Genomic DNA, 24,657 nt, shown 5'->3' on the forward strand with positions numbered 1-24,657 from the left:
CCGGAAAAAGATTACGCACCGCCACGACCTTGAGACCGTCGGCGGGTCCGCCGATACCCGTTCGCGTCACAACGGTGTCCAGGGACCGGGCCACTATACCGATGGATCGGCCGGAGAGAAGGTGACGTTGTGGTAGCAATCCTTACCAACACGGTCAGTGACCGATCGGTGGCGGTCTTCACCGGACCAACTTGGACAGGCGGCGGTCGGCGAGCGGTTTGCCGCCGGTCTGGCAGGTCGCGCAGTACTGCAGGCTCTTGTCGGCGAACGACACCTCGCGCACGGTGTCCCCGCAGACGGGGCACGGCAGACCGGTACGGGCGTGCACCCGCATGCCCGCTCGTTTCTCGCCCTTGAGCTCGGCGGCCTTCTGCCCGACCGAGCGTTGCACGGCGTCCGTCTCCACTTCGCGCATCGCCTCGTACAACGTGGTGAGCTGCTCGCCGGTGAGCTTTCCGGTGAGTGCGAAGGGCGACATCCGCGCTACGTGCAAGATCTCGTCGGAATATGCATTGCCGATTCCGGCGATCACCTCCTGATCGGTGAGCACGCCCTTGACCTGCCCGTTCCGCGATTTCAGGAGATCGGCGAACTCGTCGCGGGAGACCGCCAGAGCGTCCGGGCCGAGCCGCGACACGCCCGGGACCTCGGTCAGCGGATCGCGAACCAGGTAAGCGGCGAGCGACTTCTGCGTGCCGGCCTCGGTCAGGTCGAAGCCGGAGCCGTCGTCGAGCCGGAGCCGGATCGCGATCGGCCCGCTGCCCGGTTTGAGCGGGGCCGGCGACTTGAACGCGTCGCGGTAGTGCAGCCAGCCGGCCCGGGCGAGGTGGACCACCAGGTGCACCTCGGGGCCGATGCCGATGTCCAGGAACTTGCCGTGCCGCCCGGCCGAGGTGATCGGCAGGCCGGTCAGGGCAGAGGGCGCCGGATCGTACGTCTTCAGCGCGCTGAACGAGGAGACCTCGAAGCGCTGCACGGTGTGGCCGACCGCGCGCTCCCGCAGGTACGCAGCGAGCGCCTCGACCTCAGGGAGTTCGGGCACAGGTCCACGGTAGCGTTCTGATCCGTGAAGGTGGTGGTTGCGCACAACCGGTACCGCGAGGCGATCCCCTCCGGGGAGAACGTCATCGTGGACACCGAGATAGAGCAGCTCCGGGCGGCCGGCCTGGAGGTGCTGCCGTTCCAGCGGAGTTCCGACTCGATCGCGTCGTTCTCGGCGGCTCAGAAGGCGCTGCTGCCGGTCTCCCCGATGCTGGGGGTGGCCGCCCAGCGTGATCTTGCAGAGTTGATCAAAACCGAAAGACCGGATGTCCTCCATCTTCACAACCCATATCCGCTCATATCGCCCAGAGTGATCCAGACGGCGCACCGGTTCAACGTGCCCGTCGTCCAGACGGTCCACAACTACCGGCAGGTCTGCTCGTCGGGCCTGTACTTCCGGGACGGGCACAACTGCCAGGACTGCCGCGGCAAGCTGCTCGGCTGGCCGGCGATCAAGCACAAGTGCTACCGCGGCTCGGCGGCGCAGAGCGCGATCATGGCGACCACGCTGGCCGTGCACCGCCCGACCTGGCGCTCGGTGGACCGCTACATCGCGCTGACCGACAAGATCGCCGCGCACCTGACCGACTACGGCATCGCGCCCGAGCGCATCGTGATCAAGCCGAACGGCCTGCCCGACCCGGGGCAGCCGGAACCGCTCGGCGACGGCTTCCTCTACGGCGCCCGGCTCTCCCCGGAGAAGGGCCTGGGCCTACTGCTGGACGCGTGGCGCCGGCACCCGGACGGCTCGCTCGGCCCGCTGCGGATCGCCGGTGACGGGGAGCTGCGTCACCTGGCCGAGCAGGCCGCGGCCGAGCGGTCCGACGTCACCTACCTGGGCCCGCTGGACCGGGCCGGGATGACCGCGGCCCGGCGCGCGTCGTCGGTCGTGGTCGCCGTTCCCACCTGGGAGGACGTGCTGCCCACGGTGATCCTGGAGGCGATGGCGTCGGGCCGGCCGGTGCTCGGCACGGCGGTCGGCGGGGTTCCCTACCTGATCGGGGCGGCGGGCTGGCTGGCCGAGCCGGACCCGGCGGCGCTGGCCGCGGTGCTGCCGGTCGCGCGAGCCGAGGCGGCCCGGGCGGCGATCGCGGCCCGGGAGCGCTATCTGGCCCACTTCCATCCCGACGTGCTCACCAAGCGCCTGATCGAGGTCTACGCGGACATGCATTCACAGCGCGCGCCAAGGTAATTCTGTGGCGAGCCGGGGAATCTCACGGGGTACGCGCCGCTGCCGCAGGGGGATTCGGCTCGGGCTGGTGTTCAAGGTGGACTAGGCGGCGCGGAAGGTCACGTTCGCGGCCGAGTTCGTGCATCCCGACCGGGTCTCGGCGCCGACCCAGGGCAACTTCCGGGAGCTCGCGGACGCGGCAACGTGATCGTCACCGCCAGCTTGAACGGGCACACCGGCATCGCCCGGTGGCGGGCGCGGGCCGGTGGTCAGCCGCAGGAGCTGAGCACGACGGTGAGGCGGCCCGCACCGGCTTCGAGATGACCCTGACGGTCAGCGGCACGCAGGAATACGTCGTCGCCGAGGCGCTGGACGCCAAGGGGGCCGTGCTGGGCTCGTCCTCGGCGATCCCGGTGCGGGTCTAGATCAACATCCTTCCGCGCGTACGGCCGTGGAGGCGCTCCATCGCCGTACGCGCGCCGGAAGTTGATCTAACCGCGGAGCGCGCTGCGCCCGGTGAAGGCGATGCTGGCAGCCAGGAACCCGCCGTTGACCAGGGTGAACACCGCCACGAACCAGACCGCGAACCCCGGCGCCACGATGAGCACCAGGCCGGCCAGCGCGACCACCGCGCCGTAGTCACGGACCAGCTTGACCGTGCGGACCGCCGGCGAGCGGCTGGTCACCATGCTCGGCGCCTGGCCGCCCTGCTGCATCACCGACGTGACCAGGTTGACCATCCAGGTGGCGGCGAAGGCCGACAACAGCCACGCCGGAGTGCCCGACTCCTGTGCCTTGGCGGTCGCCGAGAGGGCTGCCACCAGCGCCGACTGCACGGCCACGTCGCAGAGCACGTCGAGCCGCCCACCGGCCGCGGTGCTCTGCCCGGTGCCGCGGGCGAGCTGACCGTCGGCGCAGTCGAGGGCGTACGCCAGTTGCCAGCCGGCCAGCGCGATCAGGCCGACCAGGGCGCCGGGCACCCGGCCGTGGGCGACCGGTCCGGCCGCGGCGATCACCACGAACGCGGTGAGCAGGCCCAGGCACAGGTTGAGGATGGTCAGCGCGGTCGGGCTCAGGCCGTGCCGGCGCGCGACGACCGCGATCCGCGAGCCGATCCGCTGGCTGATCGCCTCGCTGAACAGCCCGCCGCCACGGTTGACCGCATAGTAGTCGGCGGCCGTGGGCTCAGCGGGCGGCGAGAACGTTCGCATACTCGGTCAGCCTCTGCCGGGTCTCGTCCGGCGTCATCGCCAGATGTTCGAGGATGGTGTAACGGTCCGGCCGGGTCCGCGGGGCGAACTCGACGGCCCGGGCGAACTGCTCGGCGTTCAGACCGACCTCGGACGGCAGGCGCGGCAGCCGGTGCCGTCCCAGGCAGTCGGCCATCTGCGCAAAGCGCCGGTGGTCGCCGCGCAGGAACGTGCAGAACAGCGCGCCCAGCCCGGCCAGTTCCCCGTGGGAGGCGGTCTCCGGATAGAGCGCGTCGATGGCGTGCATGATCTCGTGACAGCCACCGGACGACGGACGGCTGCTGCCCGAGATCGCCATCGCCAGCCCGCTCGCGATCAGCGACTCGGCGAGCACCGTGACGAACGCGTCGTCGGCCATGTCGCCGGGCATCGTCAGCACCGCCTCGGCGCCCATCCGGGCCAGCGAGGCCGCGAACCCGTCGACCGGCTCGTCGCGCATCACGCGGGCCAGCTCCCAGTCGGCCAGCGCGCTGATGTTGCTGATCACGTCGCCGATGCCGGCCCGGTTGACGCGGTCCGGCCCGGTCTCCACGAAGTCCAGGTCGACGATCACGCCGAACGGGATGTGCACCCCGTACGAGCCCTTGATCCCGTCGTTGACCAGGCTGGCCACCGGGGAGGCGATCCCGTCGTTGGCCAGGCTGGTGGCGACCGAGACCATCGGCAGGCCCCAGCGGCTGGCCGCGTACTTCGCGGTGTCGACGGTCTTGCCGCCGCCGATCCCGACCACCGCGTCGAAGTTGCCGGCCCGCAGCCGGCCGGCCAGTTCCAGCGCGGCGTCCAGGGTGCCGCCGCCGGTCACGTGGATCGTCGCGGCGCGCAGCGACGGCCGCAGCAGGCCGGCGATCCGCTCGCCGAGGCCCGGGCCGACCACGACCGCGACCTCGCCACCGGCCGAGATCCGGCCGTCGGCCAGGATGCTGCCCAGATCCGCGACAGCGCCCCGCCGGACGTCGATGTGCAGCGGGGTCTGGACGCTACGAACTAGCAGCGGCATGCGATGTCCCGCGCCCTGACGAGATCGTCATGGTTGTCCACCTCGATCCACTCGACCTGGCCGATGTCGGCCCCGCGGACGGCGCCGCCGCAATTCGCGTACTCCTGGAACCCGTCCTCGTAGTAGCGGTCCGGGTCGCGCTCCCAGGTCCTCTTCAACGCGTCGGCCACCGCCGGGGCCGCCGGCGCCTCGATGATGCAGGCGCCGATGTACTCGCCGTGCGACTCGGCGGGATCCATCAGCTTCGTGATCTTGGTCAGTCGGCCGTCGGCGCCGAAAACCGTCTTCATCTCTTCGTCGGCCACCTGCTTAACGGTGTCGACCGCGAGCAGGATGCTGGGGCCGCGCGCGGCGAGGAGGGTTTTCTCGACGCCGACCGGGTGCACGGTGTCCCCGTTGACGACCAGGGCGCCCCGCGCGAAGTGCTCCCGGGCCAGCCAGAGGGAGTACGCGTTGTTCCACTCCTGGGCGCGGTCGTTGTGGACGAGGGTGATGCGGACGCCGTACGTACGCTCGAATCCCTCTTTCCGGTCGTGCAGTGCCTCGGCGCGGTAGCCGGCCACGATCGTGACGTCGGTCAGCCCCACAGCGGCGAGGTTCCGCAGCGAGATGTCCATGATCGTGGTCTCCCCGTCCACCGGGACCAGCGCCTTGGGCAGGGTGTCGGTGTACGGGCGCAGCCGTCGTCCGGCTCCGGCGGCGAGAATGAGGCCGATCATGCTTCCTCCTGGCGAGTGGGAATCCGCTACGAACCGGTCGGCAGCGCCCTTCTAAGCTGGTCGGCATGACCGCTGAGCAGCTCATCTCGTTCGCCCGTGGTGCTCCGTCGCTGGACATCGTCGACGTGGAAGGCCTGAAGGCCGCCGCCGCCCGCGCTTTCGACAACGATCCGGCGGGTGTCACCGCCTACGGCACGTCCGTCGGATATCTGCCGCTGCGCAAGTGGATCGCGGACAAGCACGGTGTCTCGCCGGACCAGGTCATCGTGACCAACGGCTCGCTGCAGGCCGACGCGTTCCTCTTCGGCCACCTGGTGCAGCCCGGCGACGACGTGGTCGTGGAGAAGCCGACCTACGACCGCACCCTGCTCAACCTGCAGAACCTGGGCGCCAAGGTGCACCAGGTGACGCTGCGGGAAGACGGCATCGACATCGACGAGCTGCGCGGGCTGCTCGAGTCCGGGGTCCGCCCGAAGCTGGCGCACATCATCCCGAACTACCAGAACCCGGCCGGCCTCACGCTCTCCGCGGAGAAGCGGCAGGCGCTGCTCGCACTGGCCGAGCAGTACGAGTTCATCATCTTCGAGGACGACCCGTACGTGGACATCCGGTTCCGCGGCGAGGCGCTGCCCTCGATGCTGTCGATGGACAGCAACAACCTGGTCGTGCACGCCTCCAGCTTCACCAAGACGGTCTGCCCCGGCGTCCGCGTCGGTTACCTGGTCGGCCCGGCCGCGCTGATCGACGCGATCGCGAAGAAGGCGACCAACCTCTACATCTCCCCGGGCATGGTGTCCGAGGCGATCGTGCACCAGTTCTGCGTCTCCGGCGACATCGAGAAGTCGGTGCGCAAGGTCAGTGAGGCGCTGGGCGAGCGGGCCCGGGTGCTGGCCGAGTCGATCCGGGACCGGATCCCCGGCGCGACGTTCACCGAGCCGGACGGTGGGTACTTCCTCTGGGTCGACCTGCCCTCGGACATCGACGTGAACAAGCTGTTCCCGGCGGCCATGAAGAAGGGCGTCGCGATCGTCAAGGGCAGCGACTTCCTGCTCGAGGGCGGCCACAACTCGGTGCGCCTGGCGTACTCGGCGGTCACCGTGGACCAGATCGACGAGGGTGTCCGGCGGCTCGCCGAGGCCATCGACGAGGTCCGCGGCTGATTCCGGTGTTTCCGCCCGGACGGACCCGGGAAGTAGTAGGTCCGTCCGGGTGGGCCCCGTGAGTCCGACCCCCCGCCGACTTCGGCGGCCCGCCCGGCCGAACCTCCCTGCGACCCGAGGAAGTAGCCTCGATTGGTTTGTCGGGTCACCCGGGGGAGGTCGGTATGAGCGAGCAGGAGAACGGTTCGTGGAACCGTAACCGCCCGCTGTCCAGGGCGTGGGCGGCCCGCGCGATGGGACGCTTCCTCGGCGCGACCGAGACGAGTCCGCAGACCGGTGAACCCGGTGCGGACGGCAGCTCGGTCGTCGACTGCGGGGTCTATGTGGCCGGTGAGCGGATTCCCGGCTCGTTCACTCCGGACCAGGCGTTCGCCGAGGTCCGCCGGCGTGACGACGCGTTCGTCTGGCTCGGTCTGCACCAGCCGTCCGAGCACGAGATGACCGAGATCGCCCATACGTACGGGCTGCACGAGCTGACCGTGGAGGACGCGGTCAAGGCCGAGCAGCGGCCGAAGCTCGAGCAGTTCGGTGAGGTGCACTTCCTCGTCCTGCGGACCGCCCGGTACGTGCCGCACCAGGAACTGACCGAGAGCTCCCAGGTGGTCGAGACCGGCCAGATGATGATCTTCGTGGGTGACCGGTTTGTGATCACGGTTCGCCACGGTGAGGCGTCCGAGATGACCCCGGTCCGCGCCGACCTGGAGAAACAGCGGGCGAACCTGCTGGAGCAGGGCCCGTGGGCGGTGGCCTACGCGGTGACCGACCGGGTCGTCGACCACTACCTGGTGGTGGCCGAGCAGGTCGAGGCCGACCTGGACCTGATCGAGGAGGGCGTCTTCTCGCGTGACCGCAGCGCCCCGATCCAGCAGGTCTACCAGCTCAAACGAGAGCTCGTGGAGTTCCGCCGGGCGGTGGTGCCGCTGCAGCGCCCGCTCGCCGGGATCATCGCGAGCCAGGGCGTGGTGCCCAAGGAGATCAGGCGTTACTTCCGGGACGTGCAGGACCATCTGACGCGTACGGTCGAGCAGGTCTCCTCCTACGACGACCTGCTCAACTCGATCCTGCAGGCACGCCTGGCCCAGGTCACGGTCGACCAGAACAACGACATGCGCAAGATCGCCGCCTGGGCCGGTATCGCGACGGCGTGGACCGCGGCGGCCGGCATCTACGGCATGAACTTCGAGTACATGCCGGAACTCCACTGGCGGTACGGCTATCCGGGGCTGATGGCCTTCCTCGCCGTCATCACCGTGATCCTCTACCGCGCGTTCCGGCGCAACGGCTGGTTGTAGATATCGATAGGCTGCGATGGTGCAGCAGATCCGGAGTCAGCGGCTGATCAGCGCGCTCGTCGGTCACGACGCCGACCCACGCCGGCCACCGCTGCGCCGGGCCGGATCGATGGCCCTGACCGGTGTGCTGCTCGCCGCGCTCACCGCCGGCATCCTCGGCGGGTACGGCATGCTCACCGGCGCGAGCTCGGCCTCGCCGACCGATCCGTCAGCGGTCCTGCTCGACAAGAGGTCCGGTGCCCGCTACGTCTACCTGGAGTCTGATCGCCGCCTGCACCCGGTGCTGAACTACACGTCCGGGGCGCTGCTCGCCGGGCCCGTGGTCAAGACCGTGGCCACCGGGAAACTGGCCGGTGTGCCACTCGGGGCGACGCTCGGCATCCCGGGCGCGCCGGACACGCTGCCGGCCGCGGAGAAGCTGCTCGAGGCGGCCTGGACGGTCTGCACCGACCGCGCCGGGCGCGGCACGCTGCTGGTCGGAACCGTTCCGGCGGGCGAGCCGGTGGCGGGACGGGCGCTGCTGGTCCGGGATCCCTCGGGACGCACCTTCCTGGTGCGGGACGGCCGGCGCTTCCAGCTGCCGGACGGTGGGTCGCCCGAGCCTGCTCCGGCGCTCGTCGCGACCGCGTGGATCGACGCGGTCCCGGCCGGGCCGGACCTCACGGCGCTTCCGGCGAATGCCGGCACAGCCGATTTCTCGGTACGGGCCTGCGTCTCCCGCCCGGCGGACGAGCCGGCGGCGATCCGCCTCGACCCGGTGATCCCGGAGGGGAACACGCCCGCCGGCCCGGCGAGGGTCGACGTGGTGCACGTGCCTCGCGGCCGGGGAGCTGTCGTGACAGCCGGTGGCGCCGGCGCCGTCCACGTCGTGACCGACGACGGGCAGAGCTGTCCGCTGTCGAGCCGGGACGTGCTCGCCAAGCTCGGCTATCCGGCGGTGAAACCGGTCACCGTGCCGGCCGAGCTGATCGCACTGATGCCGGCCGGCCCTCTCCTGGATCCGGAGGTGGCCGGCCGGCACTGAGCAGCGTTCACTACTTCGCGGGGTAGGACTTCCCGGTCTGGTCGGAGGTCGCCGCGGTGCCGTTCGACGTGGTGTAGACGGTCGGCTCCAGCGGCTCGAACGCCGCGTCGTCCGCACCGGTCACCGGCGTCGGGTTGGGAGCGGCGTCGTACTCCTCCCACTGCGCCTGGTTGCGGCGCTTGGTGTACCAGGCGGCGCCGAGCCCGAGCGCGGTGCCCAGCAGCGCGTACCCGGCGAGCTTGCTGCCGCGGCCACGCTCCTTGCGGCCGAGCGCCTTCTCCGCCCTGCGCTGGAGCTTGTCGGCCTGCTTGCGCTGGGCCTTCAGCTCCTTCTTGGAGACCTTCTTCGTGCTCTTGCCCGCCTGCCGCACGTTCTCCGTCGCGGCGGCGACCAACGGGGTCAGCGTGGCGAGCGCGCTGTCCCAGCTCTGCGTGGCGGCGCCCTTGGCCTTTTCGGCGGCCGGCTGCACGCGCTCGACCGCGGCGTTCAACCGGGGCGCGACCGTCGCGCTGGTCTCCTGAGCGGCGATCGAAGCGGCGCGCTTGAAGTGATCCATGCTCTGTCCGAGCTCGTCACGCATCCGCGCACTCCGGCGCTTACGGCGCATCGTTGCCAACACCAGTGCCACCTCCTGTGGTCTTGTCCCAGCTCATGTTGCCTTCTCGGGTACCCCCGCGCGGCCGGATCAGACACATGGGGGAGGATCCGAACTGAAGAGACTGTTCCGATCCAACGCAGACGGGAGTACCCGTGGCCGAGACGATTTACGCCACCCTGCACACCAACCACGGTCTTATCCGGCTCCAGCTGTTCCCGGACCACGCCCCGGCGACCGTCCGGAACTTCGTGGAACTGGCCGAGGGCACCAAGGAGTACACCGACCCGCGCACCGGTCAGAAGGGCTCCGGGCCGTACTACGACGGCACCATCTCGCACCGGGTCATCGCGGGCTTCATGATCCAGCTGGGCGACCCGACCGGCACTGGCCGGGGCGGCCCGGGCTTCCAGTTCGGTGACGAGTTCCACCCGGAGCTCTCCTTCGACCGGCCGTACCTGCTGGCCATGGCGAACGCCGGGCCGGGCACCAACGGTTCGCAGTTCTTCATCACGGTCGCCCCGACCCCGCACCTGAACCGTCGTCACACGATCTTCGGCCAGGTCGCGGACGAGCAGTCGGCGAAGGTCGTCGACGCGATCGCCAACACCGCCACCGGCCCCGGCGACCGTCCCCGCGAGGACGTCGTGATCGAGCGGGTGGAGATCGAGCGTTCCTGACGCTCACGGTACCTTTGGTGTATGAGTGAGGCTCCCTCCACGACGCCGGTGTGCTACCGCCATCCGGACACGGAGACCCTGCTCAGCTGCAGCCGGTGCGAAAAGCCGATCTGCCCCAAATGCATGAATGACGCGGTCGTCGGCTATCAGTGCCCCGACTGCGTCAAGGACGGCCGCCGGAGCCAGCGGCGTGCGCTCAACGCCTTCGGCGGGAGCCGCGTCGCCGGTCAGGCGGCTTACGCCGTGCGCACCATCATCGGGATCAACGTCCTGGTGATGGTGGCGTCGGTGATCCTCGGCGGCCCGCGCGCGATCGCCGGGGCCGGCGGTTTCTTCGGCCTGCTCGGCTCGGGCACCCCGGTGACGGAGGCCGGCGAGGTGATCGGCTGGGCGTCGTACCCGGACGGCAGCGTCCACGGCATCGCCGACGGCGAGTGGTACCGGCTGGTCACCGCCATGTTCCTGCACTACGGCGTCGTGCACCTGCTGCTCAACATGGCGCTGCTGCTGCAGATCGGGACCTATCTGGAGTCCCGGTTCGGGCCGGCGCGCTTCCTCGCGGTCTACTTCCTGGCCGGCATCGGCGGCAACGTCGCCTGCTACCTGTTCCAGGCGCCCAACCAGCCGTCGGCCGGCGCCTCGACCGCCACGTTCGGGCTCATTATCGCGATCATCATCGTGAACCGGCGGCTGATGCTGGACACCAGCTCTCTCGTGCCGCTGCTGATCACCAACCTGCTCTTCACGTTCGGCATCCCGCAGATCTCGAAGGCGGGTCACCTCGGCGGTCTGGCCGTGGGCGCGGCCGTGACAGCGGTCCTCGCCTACTCGCGGCTGCCGCACCGCACCGCCAAGCAGGTCATCGGCTGCGTGGTCCTGCTGGCCACGTTGATCGCCCTGTCCGTCTGGCGAACCTACGACATCCTCCCCTGACCGGTACGCCGCCGGCCCAGTCGCGCACCTACGACTTCTTACCCCTGACCGGCTACGCCGCCGGTCCAGTCGCGCACTTACGGCTTCTTCCCCTGACCGGCTACGCCGTCGCCCCAGTCCCGTCCGTCCCGCTCCGCGACGTCCGCCCTGCCCCGGATCGCTGCGCGCTGCCCGGCTCCAGCTGGTTCTGACCGGAAAATAACGTCTGCGTGGGATGGTTTGGGTGTTTTGGGGTGGTCAGGCTGCGGTGAGGGTGACGGTGTAGCCGAGGGCTTCGAGTTGCTGGATGTGGTTGCGGGTTCTGCGTTGGTCGCTGGTGCGGTTGGTGTGGTGGTCGGCGCCGAGGTCGTGGAAGCGGCTGGTGGGGTCGGCGAGCAGGTGCCAGATGGCGACGAGGATGGATCGGGCGACGGCGACGAGGGCTTTGGGTTTGCCGCGGCGTTTGACCAGTCGTTTGTAGCGTTCGCCGAGGAAGGTGTCGGTGCGGGCGGCGGTGGCGGCGGCCAGGCCGAGGGCGGCTTTGAGGTAGGGGTTGCCTTTGCCGGTTTTGCCGGTGGTCTGCCGGGTGCCGGACTGGATGGTGCGTGGTGAGAGTTTGGCCCAGGACACCAGGTGCGCGGCGGTCGGGAATTGGGTCATGTCCAGGCCGGTCTCGGCGATGATGTTCTGGGCGCCGGTGATGCCGATGCCGGGGATCTCGGCCAGGCGCTGCACCGGTGGCAGTGGCCGGTTGCCGGGATTGCTGGTGCCCTCGCCGCCGTGTGCGCCGCCGTCGTGTGCGCCGGGGCTGTTGCTGTGTTCGGTGATCAGTTCGTCGATGCGGGTGGTGAGCTGCTCGATCGTGGCGGTGAGGGCGTCGATCTGGTCGAGCATGATTCTGGCCAGTTCGCCGTGGTGGGCATCGAAGCGGCCGGTGAGTGCTTCGATGAGTTCGCTGTTCTTGGACCGCATCCGGCCGCGGGCCAGCGCGGCCAGGACCCGCGGGTCGCGTTCACCGTCGATGAGTGCCTCGATCATGGCGCGGGCGGACAGGGTGTCCAGTGAGGAGGCCACTGACGACACTTTGATCAGCGCGTCTTCCAGGAGTTTCTCCAGGCGCTGCCAGTGCCGGCTGGACTCGCGGATCAGATCGGTGCGGGTGTAGTCACGCAGGTTCCGGATCGGTTCCGGTGGCACGAACGAGGATCGCAGCATGCCTTTCTCGGTCAGTTTCGCCAGCCAGACCGCGTCGAGTTTGTCGGTCTTGGGCCGGCCCGGGACGTTCTTGACGTCGCGGGCGTTGACCAGTTGCACGTCCAGGCCACTGTCTTCGAACAGGTAGTACCAGATCCGCCAGTAGTCCGAGGTGCTCTCCAGGGTGATCTTCTGGATCCCGGACTCGAGTAGTTGCCCGGCCAGGGCACTGACCGCGGTGGTGGTCGCCGGCACATCCCAGACCTGGCACCACCGGCGCCGCGGGTCCTGCGGATGCGGCACCCGGGTGCAGACCTTGCCGGACTGTTTACCCACATCGACAGCGCAGACCCGGTCGAAGACCTGCTCGTACTGCTCGTCGGGGACTTCCTGCGGCTGCGAGACCTGCCGTGATCGTGGCCGGGACATCCCGGGCTCCTTTCCTCACCAGCGGCTACCGGTGAGTTGCCCGGGGGTCTTGGTCAAGCAATCGAAAATCTGACCGGCGTGCTCGTAGCAACAGTGCGTGGCCCTCCCAGGCCAGACCCCACCACCAGACTCATGGACGGACTCCACGTTCCAAGACCAGCGACCGGCGTCGACGGGCAACCCACCAACCACAACGAGGCCGGCACCCGCCCTATTTTCACGTCCGCGAGACGTCACCCGAAGGAGACAAGATGACTCATGGGCGTTATGAGGCATGAATAACGCCCATGAGAACCAGCCAAGACGTGGCGGCGCGTCGCTGAGAGTGCGTCCCGGCGGCTTCGCGTAGGTGGACGGGCTGGCGGCGGGTGCCCCGGGGTGGTCAGGCGCGGAGGGTGGCGAGCTCGGTGGCCACGTCTTCGGGGTCGGCGCCCAACTCGTGCGCCCCGAACAGGTAGACGGCGTCGCCGGTGTCGATCTCCAGGAGCTCGCTGCGCAGCCCGCGCCGGGTGGTCCGGTCGACCCGTACCTTCTCCACCTCCGGCCAGCGGACGTGCCGCCGCCGGGCGAAGCCGGTGACGACCGTGACCCCGTCACTGTCGGCGGCGAGACGGACCGGCACGAGCACGTCCCGCGCCGCCCAGACGACGAGACCGGAACCGACCAGCACGGCGAGCGCCCATCGGATGGGATCGTGGGCGGCGAAGGCGACGGCGAGCACCACCACGGCGACCGCGCCCGTCAGCTTGGTGACCGGCAGGACCGGTTTGACGCGCCATTGCATGGGGACACTATGGCAGCCCGATCGCTGTAATTCCTTATTCAGCAGCTCGGGCCGCTGCCTCCACAGTTCACAACCCGTTAAACATGTCATGGACGTGATCCCGCGTACGTTCCTTCCCACCACCCTCGAATCCGGCGCCGCCATTCCCAGCCGGCATCTCCCGATCGTCGAGCGGTGCGTCGACCCCGGCGACGACGCGGTTCTGGTGACCCGGTGCACGCGGCCGGACGCCCCGCTCGCCGGTGAGTACCTGCTGCTGCTCACCCACCGCCGGCTCGTCGTGATCCAGCGAACGCCCGTGCTGCACCGCCTGCGCCTGCATCTGAACGCGAACCTGCGGCACCTGAGCGACGTCACCTGGCGTCCCGATCTGAGCCGCCCGGCCCTGGAGATGGCGGCCACGGCGGTGGACGGGGTTCGCGAGCGCTTCCGGATCAAGTTCCCGGACACCGAGTCGGTCTGGCTCTTCGAGGCGAAGTTGCGCGAGGTCTTCCTAGGCACCGCCGCCTAGGAACGCCCGGAGCGACCGGCGCAGGCCCGCCGCGTCCAGCCCGTGTGCCCGGGCGTGGTCCTCCCAGGTTCCGTAGTCGCGGATCTCGGCCCGTCCCACCCCGAGGTGCAGCGCCCGGTGCGGCAGGCCGCTGAGCGCCTCGCTGACCAGGCGCGCCGACGTGCCGGCCAGGTACGGCTCGACCACGATCACCTCGCCCTCGGCAAGCAGTCGCATCCCTTCGGTGTCCAGCGGTCGCGGCGTGTTGGTGTACGCCACGGTGACGTCCAGGTCCGCGGTCGCCGCCAGCACCGGGTCGAGCATCGGCCCGACCGCCACCACCAGGGGGCCTCCGCGCTTGAGCACGCGCAGCTTCCCGCCGTCCGGGTACGCCCTCGTGTTCTCCTGCAGCCCCAGCCGGATGTACACCCGGTCGTCGTGCCGGGCCGCCTCGCGCAGCATGGCCGGCACCTCGTCGTGGTGCCCGGGAACCAGCACGGTCCAGCCCTCGAGTGTGTCGAGCAGCGCGACGTCGCCGGGCGAATGGTGTGTGTACCCGGAGGCGGCCGAGTCATAGGATCCGCCGATGCTGACCAGCACCGCGCCGGTGTCCTGGTGCCCGAGGTCGAGCTTGATCTGCTCGTACGCCCGGTCGACGAGAAACGGCGCGTAGGAGTGCAGGTAGGGCCGCATCCCGGTCATCGCCAGCCCGCCTCCCACGCCGACCATGAGCTGCTCCCGGATGCCCACGTTGAGCGCCCGGTCGGGATGCTTGCGCAGCGCCGGCGCGAACACGTCGGCGGAGATGTCGGCGAGCACCAGCGCCGTCCTGGGGTCCTCGTCGAGCAGCGCCGTGGTGGCGGCGACGAACGTCTCACGCATCATCTTCAGCTCCACTTGGGTTCGACTGCCGCGACGATCAAATGCGGTTTTCCCGTACGGACGAGCAGGCCCCGTTCGATCTCGTCGTGATCGTGGCCGTCGACCAGGGAGACCGTCCAGCCGGGGAAACGGGCGGGGATGCCGCCCGGCCAGCCGTGGGTCGCCGACCGGTTGTCGATGACGATCGCGGTCAGCGGCAGGGGCAGCGCCGCGGCGTACGCGATCGCCTCGTGATTCGACCCCTCGTCCAGTTCCGCGTCGCCGAGCAGGACGAACGTGCGGGTCTGGAGGTAGCCCTGCGCCCGCAGTCCGAGCGCGACGCCGACGGCGAGCCCGAGCCCGTGCCCGAGTGAGCCGGTGCCGGCCTCGACGCCGGGGATCAGCACGCGGTCCGGGTGCGTGCCGAGCGGGCTGTTCCACTGCCCCATCCGGTCGAGCCAGTCCTCCGGGATGAAGCCCCGGTCGGCCAGCACCGCGTAGTACGCGGCCGGCCCGTGCCCCTTGGAGAGCAGGAATCGGTCGCGGTCCGGCTCGTCGGCGGTTTCCGGCGTGATCCGCAGGACCCGCTCGTAGAGGACGCGGATCACGTCGAGTGTGGAGTGTGCGCTGGGTGCGTGCTTCTCGTCACCTGTCAGGCGGCGCAGCGTGGAAACGGTCATGTCGGATAGGCTGCAACTTGAAGTGAACTTCAACTCAAGGGGACCGCATGGAGACCCTCACCATCGGCGAGATGGCCGCCCGCAGCGGGGTGGCGCCCTCGGCGCTGCGCTACTACGAGCGGGAGGGCCTGCTGCACGCCGCCCGGACCGGCGGCAACCAGAGGCGGTACGAACGGGCCGACCTGCGCCGGATCGCGTTCATCAAGATCGCCCAGCAGGTCGGGGTGTCGCTCGACGAGATCCGGGAGGCGCTCGCCGAGCTGCCGGAGAACCGGACGCCCACGAAAGCCGACTGGTCCCGCCTCTCCAGCCACTGGCGGCACCGGCTGGAGGAGCGGATCGCCATGATGGAACGGCTGCGTGACCAGCTCACCGGGTGCATCGGCTGCGGCTGCCTGTCGTTGCAACGCTGCACCCTGATCAACCCGCGGGACCGGTTGGCGTCCCGGGGCACCGGCCCGCAGATGATACTGAATCCACCGCGGGACTGAGCCGGATCCTAGGATCCGGGTGACCGGCGCCGGTTCGCCTCCGCCTCGGCCTCCGCGATGATGCGTGCGCCCTCCCGGCGGGCCTCTGCCACGTGGTCCGCCGCCTGCTCCTCGGCGAGCTCGAGGATGCCCTCGACGCGGGTGCCCAGCTGGCTGAAGACCGGCTTCTCCGGTTTCTCGGCGGGCGTCGTGCCCTGCGCGGGGATCAGGTCCTTGCCGCTGTCCCGCCTGCCGAAGATCAGCAGAAGCAGGCCGAGACCGCCGGCGACCACGGCCGGGATCGTCAGTGACTCGCCGGACCGAGCTCCCACGAACGTGCCCAGACCGAGAGCGGCCAGCACGATCCCGAATGTCCTCACCGGCGGATGGTAGCGACCATCGTCGAATTCCGGCAGCTCACGGTTTTGTGCTCGGACCGTGCCCACCCGCGGACGTCGCCCTTGCGGGTTTCGCGTCCTGGGCCGGCCACGGCCCTGCGAAGCCCGGAAGGGTCCCCGCGGGAGCGGCGGACCTGGACCCCGGCGGACGCAGGCAATGAAGATCCTGAAGTTGATCTTCAAGTGAAGCGTCCGCCGCGAGGGGCGGGAAGCGGAGGATGTGGGATTCGAACCCACGATGAGTTTCCCCATACCGGTTTTCAAGACCGGCGCCATCGGCCACTAGGCGAATCCTCCCGTAGTGCTGCTCCAGTCTGCCAGATGCCCGCGGACCGCTGTCGCTTGTGTCGTACCCGTGGGGCATTGTCGGGGGATGCACGCGATCGTGATCGAGGAGAAGCAGCTGCGCTGGGCCGAGGTTCCGGACCCGGAGCCGGCCGCCGGCGAGGTGATCGTCGACGTCACCGCTGCCGCGGTGAACCGCGCTGACCTGCTGCAACGTCAGGGACAGTATCCGCCGCCGCCGGGCGCGCCGGTCTATCCGGGGCTGGAGTGCTCCGGCGTGATCAGTGCTCTCGGGCCGGGCGTCGAGGGCCACCACGTGGGCGAGCGGGTCTGCGCGCTGCTGGCCGGCGGGGGCTATGCGGAACGGGTCGCGGTACCGGCCGGTCAGCTGCTGCCGGTGCCCGCCGGGTTGTCGCTGGTCGAGGCGGCGGCGCTGCCCGAGGTGGCGTGCACGGTGTGGTCCAACGTGGTGGCGCACGACCGGCTGCGGACGGGCGAGACGCTCCTGGTGCACGGCGGTGGCAGCGGGATCGGCACGTTCGCCGTCCAACTCGGCAAGGCGCTGGGCGCGAGGGTGCTGGTGACGGCGCGTGCGGCGAAGCACGAGCGGCTGCGGGCGCTCGGCGCCGACGTGACGATCGACTACTCGGAGCAGGATTTCGTGCAGGTGGTGCGCGAGGTCACCGACGGCCGGGGCGTCGATGTGGTGCTCGACATCATCGGAGCGAAGTACCTGGCGCGCAACATCGAGGCGCTCGCGCCGAACGGGCGGATCTCGGTGATCGGCTTCCAGGGCGGCACCCGGGCGGAGCTGGACCTGGGCGCGCTGATGGCCAAGCGAGGCACCATCTCGTCCACCTCGCTGCGGGCCCGCCCACTGGCCGACAAGGCGCGGGTCGTCGCCGGCGTGCGGGATCAGGTCTGGCCGCTGGTCTCCGCGGGCTTGGTCAAACCGGTCATCCACACGACGCTCCCGCTGGCGGAGGCGGCCGAGGCGCAGCGCGTTATGGAGACCAGTGACCACCTCGGAAAGATCGTGCTGCTGCGCTGATCACCCGATCGGGGGCATATCCACTTGATGTTATGACCGATAAAGTCCTTTTTGCGGAGTGTCGCGCCGGTGTCCGGCCGCGGCGAACCCAGCATGGACGGACAGCGCGTCCGGTCCTCGGGTGCGCCCCGGCTGCGCTCCCTGGGGGACTCCGTGACGTACACCTCACACCGTGCCACGACGATCCGGGTGCTCGATCCGGATGACGACGGTGTGGACGAGTGGGCCCTGCGCTGGCGAGCCCGGATCTGGGTGGGCGGCGGAATCCTCGTCGCCCTCGCCCTGATCGCCTTCGGGATCTGGGCGGTCGCCACCGCGGACCGCCCGACCGGCGGCCCGGCGGTGATCCGCGGTCTGCCCCCAGCCGACTTCCGGGACTCCGCTCCCGGCGGGTTCGGGCTGAGCGTGCGCAGCGTGCGATGCGGCGTTTCCGCGATCGGGCCGGACGGGCTCGAACAGCGTGCCGGCGGTCAGTTCTGCCTGCTCGACGTGCGGGTCACCAACAACGGCCGTGAGCCGGAGCTCTTCGACAGCTCGGCTCAGCGCGTCTACGACGCCGATGGTGGAGCCTACGCCGTCGCCACCGAAGCTGCGGTATTTCTCAACGATGGCTATCCGACACTGCTCGGCGAGATCCGCCCAGGCGCTTCGGTGAACGGCGTCCTGCCCTTCGACGTTCCGAAGAATGCCCAGCTCAGAGAGCTCTCGATGCACGGTTCGGGATCCACGCCCGGCATCCGGATGTCACTGCCGTCGGCCGACCAGTAGCGACCCTTTATCTCTTCGAGATCGGGGGGACAATTATCTGAATCCACCCACGCCGTAATTCAAGGTGTGTTGGCATGGTCCACGGAATGCACAAAAGTTGTCCGGGTTCCCATTGCCCTCCTCAGACGGCGGCAAAAGCGCGGCAGAGCACGTTCATCCGCGCTGATGATGGGATTCGCGCGAGTGCCCCGGGCCTATTTCGGAGGCAACACTGCACGGTACGTCCACCCGCCGCGTGCTGACCGCCGGCGCACTAGCGCTCGCCGTCATCGCACCGGCCGTAGACCCTGCCGAGCACGCCACGGAGGCTCTTCAAGCTCCGCAGGCCTCGTCGGCAAACCCGGAGCCCCCGGCAGCGGACCTTGCGACCCGCGCCCTCCCGGACGGCTTCGACCTCAGCTTGTACGAACACCGCAGCCTGTACGAGCACCGCGAGAGCCTCTACGAGCACCGCGAGCAGGCCTCGGCGCGCGCCACCAGAGGGATGCAGCGCCGAGCCGGCACCATCCGGCCCGCTCCGCTCGCCCCGGTGCGGGCGCGTGCCGCAGCGACGCCGGTGCGCCGCCCCGCGCTCGGCACACCGCGGAGGGCCCCGCAGCGCGCGTCCCAGCGCCTCGAGCACAGCGTGCAGCGACGGGAGGCGGTACGCCGGTACCGGGCGCCCCAGCGGCGCGTGGTGATCGCTCAGCGGCGGACCACGGTGTCGCACCGCGGCATGGTGCGCAAGTCGGTGCGCCGGACCGCGGTGCGGCCGCTGACCGGAGCGCGCCACGGGCAGATGGGGGCGGTGCTCGCGTACGCCCGCTCCCAGCTCGGCAAGCGCTACGTCACCGGCGGCGAGGGCAGGGGCGGATTCGACTGCTCGGGGCTGACCCGGCAGGCGTACGCCCGGGCCGGGATGCGGCTGCCGCACTCGTCCCGCGCGCAGGCAGCCCGGGCCCGCAGCATCCCGCGCGGGCAGGCACGGCCCGGCGATCTGGTGGTCGGGCGCGGCCACGTGGGCATCTACATGGGCCGCGGCATGATGATCGACGCGGGGAACCACCGGACCGGGGTGGTGTACCGCAAGCTCTACCGCGGCCTGGACGTGAAGCGCATCCGCTGATTGCTGTGCTGACCGGCTGTGCTGACCGGCGTCGCCTTCGGCTCGCGGCATTGCGCCCTTGGCGGCCGGCGCCGAGCGACCCGAAAACGACCACGCTTCGCTAGCCGTTTTCGGGCCGCTCGGCGCCGGCGGGCGCAATGCGTGGGTGACAGGTGGGGCCGGTGGTGCAGAGGCCGGGACAGGTGGCGTCTCGGGCGCCTCGGGCCCTGGCGATGGCCTTGAGCGCTGGGCTGGAGCTGCTGGGCTCCTGCTGGGGGATGAGGGCAGGGCGGTGAGTTGCGGCGGGGCGCTGGAAGGCCCTGGGCTGGAGAGGGGTCCAGCCGGCACCCGTTGTGGCGGGTGCCGGCTGGCTTGGACCGATCGCAACCGGGCGCGGGGATCTCGGCCGCACACACCCGGTCGGATGTCTGACAGAAGCATCGCCGGGCGCGGCGGTGCCGGTGCGCACCACCTGTGCGTTTACCCGGACGAGTGACGAGAGCACGCAACGTCGCCGAAAGGTCGCGGACAACTATGGCGGTTACTCTCGGCTCATCACGGGAATGCGCCAGATCAGCTGAGCCACTTCGCCGGAGGCCCCGATGAGTCTTGACCGAGCTCTGGCCCCTGATCCGTATGATCTTCTGCCGCTGGTGCCGTCCTTCACGGTGACCAGCACGGACGTGACGGACGGGCAGCCGCTCGACGAGTTGCACGCCCACACGAGTGTCGGCGGGAAGAACCTGTCGCCGCAGCTGTCCTGGTCCGGGTTCCCGGAGGAGACGCACGGGTTCGCGATCACCTGCTTCGACCCGGACGCGCCGACCGGAAGCGGGTTCTGGCACTGGGTGCTCGTCAACCTGCCGGTTGCGGTGACCGGTCTTGATCGGGGCGCCGACCCTCTGCCCGACGGGGCGTTCTGCATCCGCAACGACTACGGCGAGCGCACTTACGGCGGTGCGGCGCCGCCGCCGGGCGACCGCCCGCACCGCTACGTTTTCGCGGTGCACGCGATCGACGTCGACGCGCTCGAGGTCCCGCCGGAGGCGACGCCCGCCTACGTCGGCTTCAATCTGGCGTTCCACACGCTGGCCCGGGCGACGATCCGCCCCACCTTCGAGCTCAAGGGCTGAGACTCGGCAGGGTCCGCGGTAAACGCAGAGGCGGCGGCCGGGTCGGCCACCGCCTCGCTTGCTTCAGTACGACGTCAGTGCGGCGTCCGTGCCACCGCGAAGACCGACTGGCCGAACGGCGGGCGGACGATCCGCTCGGCGGCCTTGGTCACCGGGAGCACGAGCGAGTCGTAGACCTTCACCATCGGCCCCTCCTTGGGGGCCAGCTTGAAGATGCTGGTCGCGCCGTAGTAGCCGATCAGGCCCAGCGCGTTCGCGTAGTGCAGCTTCTCCATCTCGAGGCCCGCCTCGGCGAACGCCGCACCCAGCGTCTTCTTCGTGTACCGCCGGATGTGGCCGGTGGCGATGTCGACCTGGCTCATCGCGAACATGAACGCCGGCACGATGATGATCACGCGGCCACCGGGGCGGACCAGGTCGCGCATGCTGCGCAGCGCGCCCACGTGGTCCTCGATGTGCTCCAGCACGTTGTAGGAGACGGCGGCACTGTACTGCCCGTCGGCGTCCTGCGCGGGGAGCAGCATCTGCCGCACCTCGATGTTCGAGTGCCCGGCCATCCGCTCCTTGAGCAGGACCAGCCGGTCCGGGTCGGCCTCCGTCGCGGTGAAGCGCGGGAGGTGCTCGGCCCACTCGATGGCATAGTCCCCGAGCCCGCTGCCGATCTCGATGGGGTTGTCCCCGAGGTATGGGAGAGCAAGCTCGACGAACCACCGGCGATGGTTCACAGCCGTGGCGAGGCCTTCGAGCACTTCGGACTGGATCCGCTGGTCTCCAGTGATGTCTGCCATAGGTGAGGTTCCCTCGTCTTGCCGATCTGATGCTGACAGCGGGACCGGTGAAGTTAACCACCTATCGCCGCTATCCGAAAGTTGACTGCGGCGTCGCGCCGATTTTTGGCCTGATTGAGACATAGGCACTTGGGGTATGCGCGTGGGTTGCGCGTTCCCCTGACGCCACGCTGCGGTTGATCCATGGACACGCGGAAAACACGCGTACATATCGTCTCTATCACGCTGCGGGCGCACACAGCGGAACTCTTCGCCACCTCGGTTAGGCTCGCCGATGCTATGACGATTACGGGTTTTGACGCGACGGGCCAGACGGCCGGTGAGAACGTTCTGCCGTCCCGCCAAGTGACCGCAGCCGAGGACCTGGACGCCGAGCTGCGGGCGCTTGAGGGTGGCATCGACACGGCCGCTCCGCTGGCCCCCGCGCCTGTCGGGGAAAAGGTAGATGAGCAGGTCACGGTGCCTGCGCGCCGCCGTCCTCTGTGGCAGGTGGTCACCTGGCGGGATGTTCTCGCCATAGCCAGTTTTCTGGGTGTTGCCCTCTTCGTCACGGCCCCGTTGTGGCTCAATCTTGATCATGAGTTGCGCGATGATCCGCAGGATCAGGCTTTCTTCGAGTGGATGCTGGCGCACGGTGCGCGCGTGCTCACGGATGGCGTATATCCGTTCTTCTCCGATCGCATGAATTACCCCGATGGGGTGAACATGATGGCCAACACCTCGGTGTTGGCCGTTTCGTTGCCACTGACGCCCATCACTCTCGCGTTTGGGCCGCATGTGGCGTTCAACGTATTTCTAACCGGCGCATTGTCATTAACCGGCGTGTCGTGGTATCTCGTGCTCTCACGCCGCGTGGTGGCGTCGCGACTCGCTGCGTGGGTGGGGGCGCTGTTCGCCGCGTTCGCGCCGAGCATGATCGCGCACGCCACCGGCCACCCGAACATCGTCTCGCAGTTCCTGGTCCCGCTGATCATCTGGCGCACCCTCGAGCTGCGGGTCCCCGGCCGCGCCGTGCGCAACGGCCTGCTCCTCGGCGGCCTGCTGGTCTGGCAGGCGTTCATCAACCTCGAGATCCTTCTGATGACGGCGATCGGCGTCGGCGTCTTCTGCCTGGTGATGGGGCTGGTCCGGCATCGGCGGCACCGCGGTGAGGTGCTCGCCTTCCTGCGCGGGCTGACGATCGCCGCCGCAGTCACGATCGCCGCCCTGGCGTACCCGTTGAGCGTGCAGTTCTTCGGCCCGCAGTCGTACCAGGGCCTGTCCGTTTATGTTCGGAGCTTCGGCTCGGATCTCGGATCCTTCACCGCCTATTCGACGCACTCGGTGGCCGGCAACCCGCTGGTTCCGCTGACGCTGGCGCAGAATCCGTCCGAGCAGAATGCGTTCTTCGGCTGGGGCCTGGTCGTCCTCTTCTTCGGGCTGATGCTCTGGCTTCGCCGCAGCGCTGCTGTGCTGACCCTCGGGTTCCTGGCGCTGCTCTTCGGGGCGATGTCACTCGGACCGCGTATTTACCTGGATGGGAAGGACACCGGCGTTCCGGGCATCTGGGCGTTTCTGCACCACCTGCCGGTGCTGAACTCGGCCGTCCCGACCCGCTGGGCCATGGCGATCGCGCCGATCGTCGGCATCGTCCTGGCCCTCGGCTGCCAGCGCGCCGCCGACCAGGTGCGCACCCAGCCGCACACCCGCGGCCCGATCCGCGTCGCGATGATCACCGCGGTGGCGATGGCGCTCGTGCCGCTCGTGCCGGTCCAGCTGACCACGGTCAAGATGGATCCGGTCCCCGAGTTCGTCACCTCCGGCGCGTGGCGGCAGTACGTGGACGACAACCACACCGTGGTCACGCTGCCGCTGCCGGACAACTTCTACTCCGATCCGCTGCGCTGGAGCGCCTACACCAAGCAGGACATGCGGATCGCCGGGGGCTACGCGCTGCTTCCCAACCAGGACCCGCAGGACCCGGCCGACCGTACCGCCGCGTTCGCCCCGCCGTGGCGCCCGACCAGCGGCCTGATGGCCTCCATCCGGCGCGGCAACCCGACGCCCGACGTGACCGACGCGCGGCGTGAGATGACGCTCGCCGACCTGCGGTACTGGAAGGCCGGCGTGGTCGTCCTGACGCCGCAGACCCGCGACATCGAGATGCTGCGCACCATGTCGGACCTGCTCGGCTTCCGCCCGACCTGGACCGGCGGGGTCTGGATGTGGGACGTCCGCAACCTGGTCGACAACCCTGACGCGGTCGTCTCCACCGACGGCGACAGCTGACCCGCTCCGGCCCTGCGGCGAAGCGCATCCCGCCAGACCGAGGCACGGGGCCATGTTGATTCTGACGGCATGCGATCGCCCCGCCCGGACCGTCTGCGGTGTCCTTCTGGCCGCAAGGCATTGACCGTTCGCGCCTGTCCCGGCTGTGGCGGATCACCGGGATCGCCCGGCCGCCGATCGGCGGGCGGAGCTTTCACGACGTACGCCAGGAATCCGCATTTGATCTGGTCGAACCGTGACCGGAAGACCGCCGGAAGTCGCCGCGACCGCGTCGATCGGGGATTGCTGGATTTGCGAACGGGTGCGGCTGTAATTCGACAAACCCGGAACGGGAGCCCTCAGGGCTTGATGCAGCAGCCGGGGCAGAGCTTCGGCGTCGGCAGGGTGAAGGCCAGGCAGCACGTCTTGCGCTGCACGTCGAGCTTGCCGTGGCGCGTAGGGACCAGGTCGATCAGGTCGCGGATGTCCAGAGCGCCGAGCAGCAGGTCGATCGACTCGGCGGAGGCGCCCGGGGTGATGTCGGCGGAGCGGAGGATCCCGTACGCGATGCCGGAGGCCAGCGAGCCGAGCAGCGGACGCTTGCCGAGGCGCACGCGAGCGTGGATGGCGTCGAGCAGGGGCGTCAGGTGCTCGTCGAGCAGGGAGCGGCGGAACTCCGCGAGCAGCGCCGTCTCGTCCGGCACGACGACCGCGTCCGGGTGACCGCTGAGCGCGAGCGGATCGTTCGGCAGGACAGCGACGGGGATGCCAGGGCGCACACCGACCGTGATCATGACGCTGGGGTTGGCGAAGGTCGTCACGACGTTACTGGCGGTCATCAGCGGGACGCGCCGCGCGGAGGCCCAGCCGAGGACCGCGGGAAGGGCCAGCCAGTAGGTATACGCCTTCCAGGCGAGCGCGGCGGCGGCGTGCGGCTGCGCGTTCCAGCGGCGGCCGGCGGACTCCAGCAGCGTGGCGAGGGACGGGCCGGCGAGGTCGCTCGCGGGCGCCCATCCCGCCTGGTCGCGCACGGTCAGCCCGGGCGCCAGCGAGGGCGCCTGGAAACCGCCGAACATGGCGTCGAGGGTGTGGGTCACGGGTGCCAGCGGGTGGGGACCGGTGAGTTCCAGGGTGACGGTCACGCGTTCACCAGC

The 24,657-nt window shown here is 69.6% G+C and carries 25 protein-coding genes and 1 tRNA gene; 13 read left to right on the top strand and 13 right to left on the bottom strand.

All coding sequences use genetic code 11. The annotated features are described in order from the left end of the window. Positions 1–178 precede the first annotated feature (178 nt). Complete coding sequence (locus tag Acy02nite_RS23040; protein ID WP_203743795.1) at positions 179–1,042, bottom strand: Fpg/Nei family DNA glycosylase; 864 nt, start codon at positions 1,040–1,042, stop codon at positions 179–181. A 24-nt stretch (positions 1,043–1,066) separates the two neighbouring features. On the opposite strand from Acy02nite_RS23040, the gene Acy02nite_RS23045 reads away from it, so the two are divergent. After that, positions 1,067–2,233: a glycosyltransferase family 4 protein gene (locus Acy02nite_RS23045; RefSeq protein ID WP_203743797.1), complete on the top strand. Its 1,167-nt coding sequence runs from the start codon at positions 1,067–1,069 to the stop codon at positions 2,231–2,233. A gap of 470 nt (positions 2,234–2,703) precedes the next feature. Here the strand turns inward: Acy02nite_RS23045 and Acy02nite_RS23055 are convergent, their stop codons facing one another. Genes Acy02nite_RS23055 through Acy02nite_RS23065 form a run of 3 tightly spaced genes read right to left on the bottom strand, consistent with a single transcriptional unit; the run spans position 2,704 to position 5,178 of the window. Next, a complete protein-coding gene (locus Acy02nite_RS23055; protein WP_203743799.1) occupies positions 2,704–3,423 on the bottom strand; it encodes a CDP-alcohol phosphatidyltransferase family protein in 720 nt (239 codons plus the stop codon). After that, on the bottom strand, positions 3,398–4,459 hold the full coding sequence (locus Acy02nite_RS23060; RefSeq protein WP_203743801.1) for an iron-containing alcohol dehydrogenase family protein: 1,062 nt from the start codon (positions 4,457–4,459) through the stop codon (positions 3,398–3,400). Before Acy02nite_RS23060 ends, Acy02nite_RS23055 begins: the two co-directional genes overlap by 26 nt. Next, complete coding sequence (locus Acy02nite_RS23065) at positions 4,447–5,178, bottom strand: phosphocholine cytidylyltransferase family protein (protein WP_203743803.1); 732 nt, start codon at positions 5,176–5,178, stop codon at positions 4,447–4,449. The genes Acy02nite_RS23060 and Acy02nite_RS23065 overlap by 13 nt, the downstream gene beginning before the upstream one ends. 65 nt (positions 5,179–5,243) lie before the next feature. Between Acy02nite_RS23065 and Acy02nite_RS23070 the strand changes: the two genes are divergently transcribed. The 3 genes from Acy02nite_RS23070 to Acy02nite_RS23080 all read left to right on the top strand — a co-directional run bounded on the left by Acy02nite_RS23070 (position 5,244) and on the right by Acy02nite_RS23080 (position 8,654). Further along, positions 5,244–6,338, top strand: coding sequence for an aminotransferase-like domain-containing protein (locus tag Acy02nite_RS23070; protein ID WP_203743805.1), 1,095 nt, complete (start codon positions 5,244–5,246; stop codon positions 6,336–6,338). Positions 6,339–6,502: 164 nt separating this feature from the next. After that, positions 6,503–7,630, top strand: coding sequence for a magnesium/cobalt transporter CorA (gene corA / locus Acy02nite_RS23075; protein WP_203743807.1), 1,128 nt, complete (start codon positions 6,503–6,505; stop codon positions 7,628–7,630). Positions 7,631–7,649: 19 nt separating this feature from the next. Then, positions 7,650–8,654, top strand: a complete 1,005-nt coding sequence (locus Acy02nite_RS23080; protein WP_203743809.1) for a type VII secretion protein EccB — start codon at positions 7,650–7,652, stop codon at positions 8,652–8,654. Positions 8,655–8,664: 10 nt separating this feature from the next. On the opposite strand, the gene Acy02nite_RS23085 is transcribed toward Acy02nite_RS23080, so the two are convergent. Next, a complete protein-coding gene (locus Acy02nite_RS23085) occupies positions 8,665–9,234 on the bottom strand; it encodes a hypothetical protein (protein ID WP_203743811.1) in 570 nt (189 codons plus the stop codon). Positions 9,235–9,404: 170 nt separating this feature from the next. Between Acy02nite_RS23085 and Acy02nite_RS23090 the strand changes: the two genes are divergently transcribed. Both Acy02nite_RS23090 and Acy02nite_RS23095 read left to right on the top strand, forming a co-directional pair. Continuing rightward, positions 9,405–9,929, top strand: a complete 525-nt coding sequence (locus Acy02nite_RS23090) for a peptidylprolyl isomerase (RefSeq protein WP_203743813.1) — start codon at positions 9,405–9,407, stop codon at positions 9,927–9,929. A gap of 21 nt (positions 9,930–9,950) precedes the next feature. After that, the gene (locus tag Acy02nite_RS23095; protein ID WP_203743815.1) at positions 9,951–10,862 is read left to right on the top strand and encodes a rhomboid family intramembrane serine protease; all 912 of its coding nucleotides are present in this window, start codon (positions 9,951–9,953) and stop codon (positions 10,860–10,862) included. Between the two features lie 237 nt (positions 10,863–11,099). Here the strand turns inward: Acy02nite_RS23095 and Acy02nite_RS23100 are convergent, their stop codons facing one another. Together Acy02nite_RS23100 and Acy02nite_RS23105 are read right to left on the bottom strand one after the other, a co-directional pair. Continuing rightward, positions 11,100–12,464, bottom strand: coding sequence for an IS110 family RNA-guided transposase (locus Acy02nite_RS23100; RefSeq protein ID WP_203743817.1), 1,365 nt, complete (start codon positions 12,462–12,464; stop codon positions 11,100–11,102). 382 nt (positions 12,465–12,846) lie between these two features. Continuing rightward, positions 12,847–13,248 (bottom strand): PH domain-containing protein, encoded by a 402-nt coding sequence (locus Acy02nite_RS23105; RefSeq protein WP_203743819.1) that lies wholly within the window; start codon positions 13,246–13,248, stop codon positions 12,847–12,849. Between the two features lie 88 nt (positions 13,249–13,336). On the opposite strand from Acy02nite_RS23105, the gene Acy02nite_RS23110 reads away from it, so the two are divergent. Next, positions 13,337–13,759 (top strand): hypothetical protein, encoded by a 423-nt coding sequence (locus tag Acy02nite_RS23110; RefSeq protein ID WP_203743821.1) that lies wholly within the window; start codon positions 13,337–13,339, stop codon positions 13,757–13,759. Here Acy02nite_RS23110 and Acy02nite_RS23115 read toward each other — a convergent pair. Continuing rightward, positions 13,742–14,620, bottom strand: coding sequence for a transketolase family protein (locus tag Acy02nite_RS23115; protein ID WP_203744191.1), 879 nt, complete (start codon positions 14,618–14,620; stop codon positions 13,742–13,744). The genes Acy02nite_RS23110 and Acy02nite_RS23115 overlap by 18 nt on opposite strands. A gap of 5 nt (positions 14,621–14,625) precedes the next feature. Next, a complete protein-coding gene (locus Acy02nite_RS23120) occupies positions 14,626–15,279 on the bottom strand; it encodes a thiamine pyrophosphate-binding protein (protein ID WP_203743822.1) in 654 nt (217 codons plus the stop codon). Between the two features lie 47 nt (positions 15,280–15,326). On the opposite strand from Acy02nite_RS23120, the gene soxR reads away from it, so the two are divergent. Further along, positions 15,327–15,770, top strand: a complete 444-nt coding sequence (soxR, locus tag Acy02nite_RS23125) for a redox-sensitive transcriptional activator SoxR (protein ID WP_203743824.1) — start codon at positions 15,327–15,329, stop codon at positions 15,768–15,770. Between the two features lie 8 nt (positions 15,771–15,778). Here soxR and Acy02nite_RS23130 read toward each other — a convergent pair whose 3' ends face one another. Together Acy02nite_RS23130 and Acy02nite_RS23135 are read right to left on the bottom strand one after the other, a co-directional pair. Further along, on the bottom strand, positions 15,779–16,129 hold the full coding sequence (locus Acy02nite_RS23130; RefSeq protein ID WP_203743826.1) for a hypothetical protein: 351 nt from the start codon (positions 16,127–16,129) through the stop codon (positions 15,779–15,781). A gap of 230 nt (positions 16,130–16,359) precedes the next feature. Further along, a tRNA-Ser gene (locus Acy02nite_RS23135) sits at positions 16,360–16,444 on the bottom strand. Positions 16,445–16,520: 76 nt separating this feature from the next. Between Acy02nite_RS23135 and Acy02nite_RS23140 the strand changes: the two genes are divergently transcribed. The 4 genes from Acy02nite_RS23140 to Acy02nite_RS23155 all read left to right on the top strand — a co-directional run bounded on the left by Acy02nite_RS23140 (position 16,521) and on the right by Acy02nite_RS23155 (position 20,468). Beyond that, positions 16,521–17,483: an NAD(P)H-quinone oxidoreductase gene (locus tag Acy02nite_RS23140; protein WP_203743828.1), complete on the top strand. Its 963-nt coding sequence runs from the start codon at positions 16,521–16,523 to the stop codon at positions 17,481–17,483. Between the two features lie 153 nt (positions 17,484–17,636). Beyond that, positions 17,637–18,251 carry a DUF4352 domain-containing protein gene (locus Acy02nite_RS23145; protein ID WP_239175110.1) on the top strand — a complete coding sequence of 205 codons (615 nt, stop codon included), beginning with the start codon at positions 17,637–17,639 and terminating at the stop codon, positions 18,249–18,251. Positions 18,252–18,651: 400 nt separating this feature from the next. After that, positions 18,652–19,356, top strand: a complete 705-nt coding sequence (locus Acy02nite_RS46620; RefSeq protein ID WP_239175111.1) for a C40 family peptidase — start codon at positions 18,652–18,654, stop codon at positions 19,354–19,356. Positions 19,357–19,937: 581 nt separating this feature from the next. Next, positions 19,938–20,468, top strand: a complete 531-nt coding sequence (locus tag Acy02nite_RS23155) for a YbhB/YbcL family Raf kinase inhibitor-like protein (protein ID WP_203743832.1) — start codon at positions 19,938–19,940, stop codon at positions 20,466–20,468. 74 nt (positions 20,469–20,542) lie between these two features. On the opposite strand, the gene Acy02nite_RS23160 is transcribed toward Acy02nite_RS23155, so the two are convergent. Continuing rightward, complete coding sequence (locus tag Acy02nite_RS23160; RefSeq protein WP_203743834.1) at positions 20,543–21,256, bottom strand: class I SAM-dependent methyltransferase; 714 nt, start codon at positions 21,254–21,256, stop codon at positions 20,543–20,545. 183 nt (positions 21,257–21,439) lie between these two features. Here Acy02nite_RS23160 and Acy02nite_RS23165 point away from each other — a divergent pair, with 183 nt between their 5' ends. Continuing rightward, entirely contained in the window at positions 21,440–23,524 is a 2,085-nt protein-coding gene (locus tag Acy02nite_RS23165; protein ID WP_239175113.1) for a DUF6311 domain-containing protein, read from the top strand. Between the two features lie 338 nt (positions 23,525–23,862). Here the strand turns inward: Acy02nite_RS23165 and Acy02nite_RS23170 are convergent, their stop codons facing one another. Next, a complete protein-coding gene (locus Acy02nite_RS23170) occupies positions 23,863–24,645 on the bottom strand; it encodes a hypothetical protein (RefSeq protein WP_203743836.1) in 783 nt (260 codons plus the stop codon). Positions 24,646–24,657: the final 12 nt, after the last annotated feature.

It is taken from the genome of Actinoplanes cyaneus, assembly GCF_016862095.1.
In the GTDB taxonomy this organism is placed as follows: Bacteria; Actinomycetota; Actinomycetes; order Mycobacteriales; family Micromonosporaceae; genus Actinoplanes; species Actinoplanes cyaneus.

Excerpts from the sequence above, each read along its gene's own strand:
- Acy02nite_RS23055 (WP_203743799.1), bottom strand. The coding sequence starts at position 3,423 with ATGCGAACGTTCTCGCCGCCCGCTGAGCCCACGGCCGCCGACTACTAT.
- Acy02nite_RS23060 (WP_203743801.1), bottom strand. The coding sequence starts at position 4,459 with ATGCCGCTGCTAGTTCGTAGCGTCCAGACCCCGCTGCACATCGACGTC.
- Acy02nite_RS23065 (WP_203743803.1), bottom strand. The coding sequence starts at position 5,178 with ATGATCGGCCTCATTCTCGCCGCCGGAGCCGGACGACGGCTGCGCCCG.
- Acy02nite_RS23070 (WP_203743805.1), top strand. The coding sequence starts at position 5,244 with ATGACCGCTGAGCAGCTCATCTCGTTCGCCCGTGGTGCTCCGTCGCTG.
- corA (WP_203743807.1), top strand. The coding sequence starts at position 6,503 with ATGAGCGAGCAGGAGAACGGTTCGTGGAACCGTAACCGCCCGCTGTCC.
- Acy02nite_RS23085 (WP_203743811.1), bottom strand. The coding sequence starts at position 9,234 with ATGCGTGACGAGCTCGGACAGAGCATGGATCACTTCAAGCGCGCCGCT.
- Acy02nite_RS23095 (WP_203743815.1), top strand. The coding sequence starts at position 9,951 with ATGAGTGAGGCTCCCTCCACGACGCCGGTGTGCTACCGCCATCCGGAC.
- Acy02nite_RS23100 (WP_203743817.1), bottom strand. The coding sequence starts at position 12,464 with ATGTCCCGGCCACGATCACGGCAGGTCTCGCAGCCGCAGGAAGTCCCC.
- Acy02nite_RS23105 (WP_203743819.1), bottom strand. The coding sequence starts at position 13,248 with ATGCAATGGCGCGTCAAACCGGTCCTGCCGGTCACCAAGCTGACGGGC.
- Acy02nite_RS23110 (WP_203743821.1), top strand. The coding sequence starts at position 13,337 with ATGGACGTGATCCCGCGTACGTTCCTTCCCACCACCCTCGAATCCGGC.
- Acy02nite_RS23115 (WP_203744191.1), bottom strand. The coding sequence starts at position 14,620 with ATGCGTGAGACGTTCGTCGCCGCCACCACGGCGCTGCTCGACGAGGAC.
- Acy02nite_RS23120 (WP_203743822.1), bottom strand. The coding sequence starts at position 15,279 with ATGACCGTTTCCACGCTGCGCCGCCTGACAGGTGACGAGAAGCACGCA.
- soxR (WP_203743824.1), top strand. The coding sequence starts at position 15,327 with ATGGAGACCCTCACCATCGGCGAGATGGCCGCCCGCAGCGGGGTGGCG.
- Acy02nite_RS23140 (WP_203743828.1), top strand. The coding sequence starts at position 16,521 with ATGCACGCGATCGTGATCGAGGAGAAGCAGCTGCGCTGGGCCGAGGTT.
- Acy02nite_RS23155 (WP_203743832.1), top strand. The coding sequence starts at position 19,938 with ATGAGTCTTGACCGAGCTCTGGCCCCTGATCCGTATGATCTTCTGCCG.
- Acy02nite_RS23160 (WP_203743834.1), bottom strand. The coding sequence starts at position 21,256 with ATGGCAGACATCACTGGAGACCAGCGGATCCAGTCCGAAGTGCTCGAA.
- Acy02nite_RS23165 (WP_239175113.1), top strand. The coding sequence starts at position 21,440 with ATGGACACGCGGAAAACACGCGTACATATCGTCTCTATCACGCTGCGG.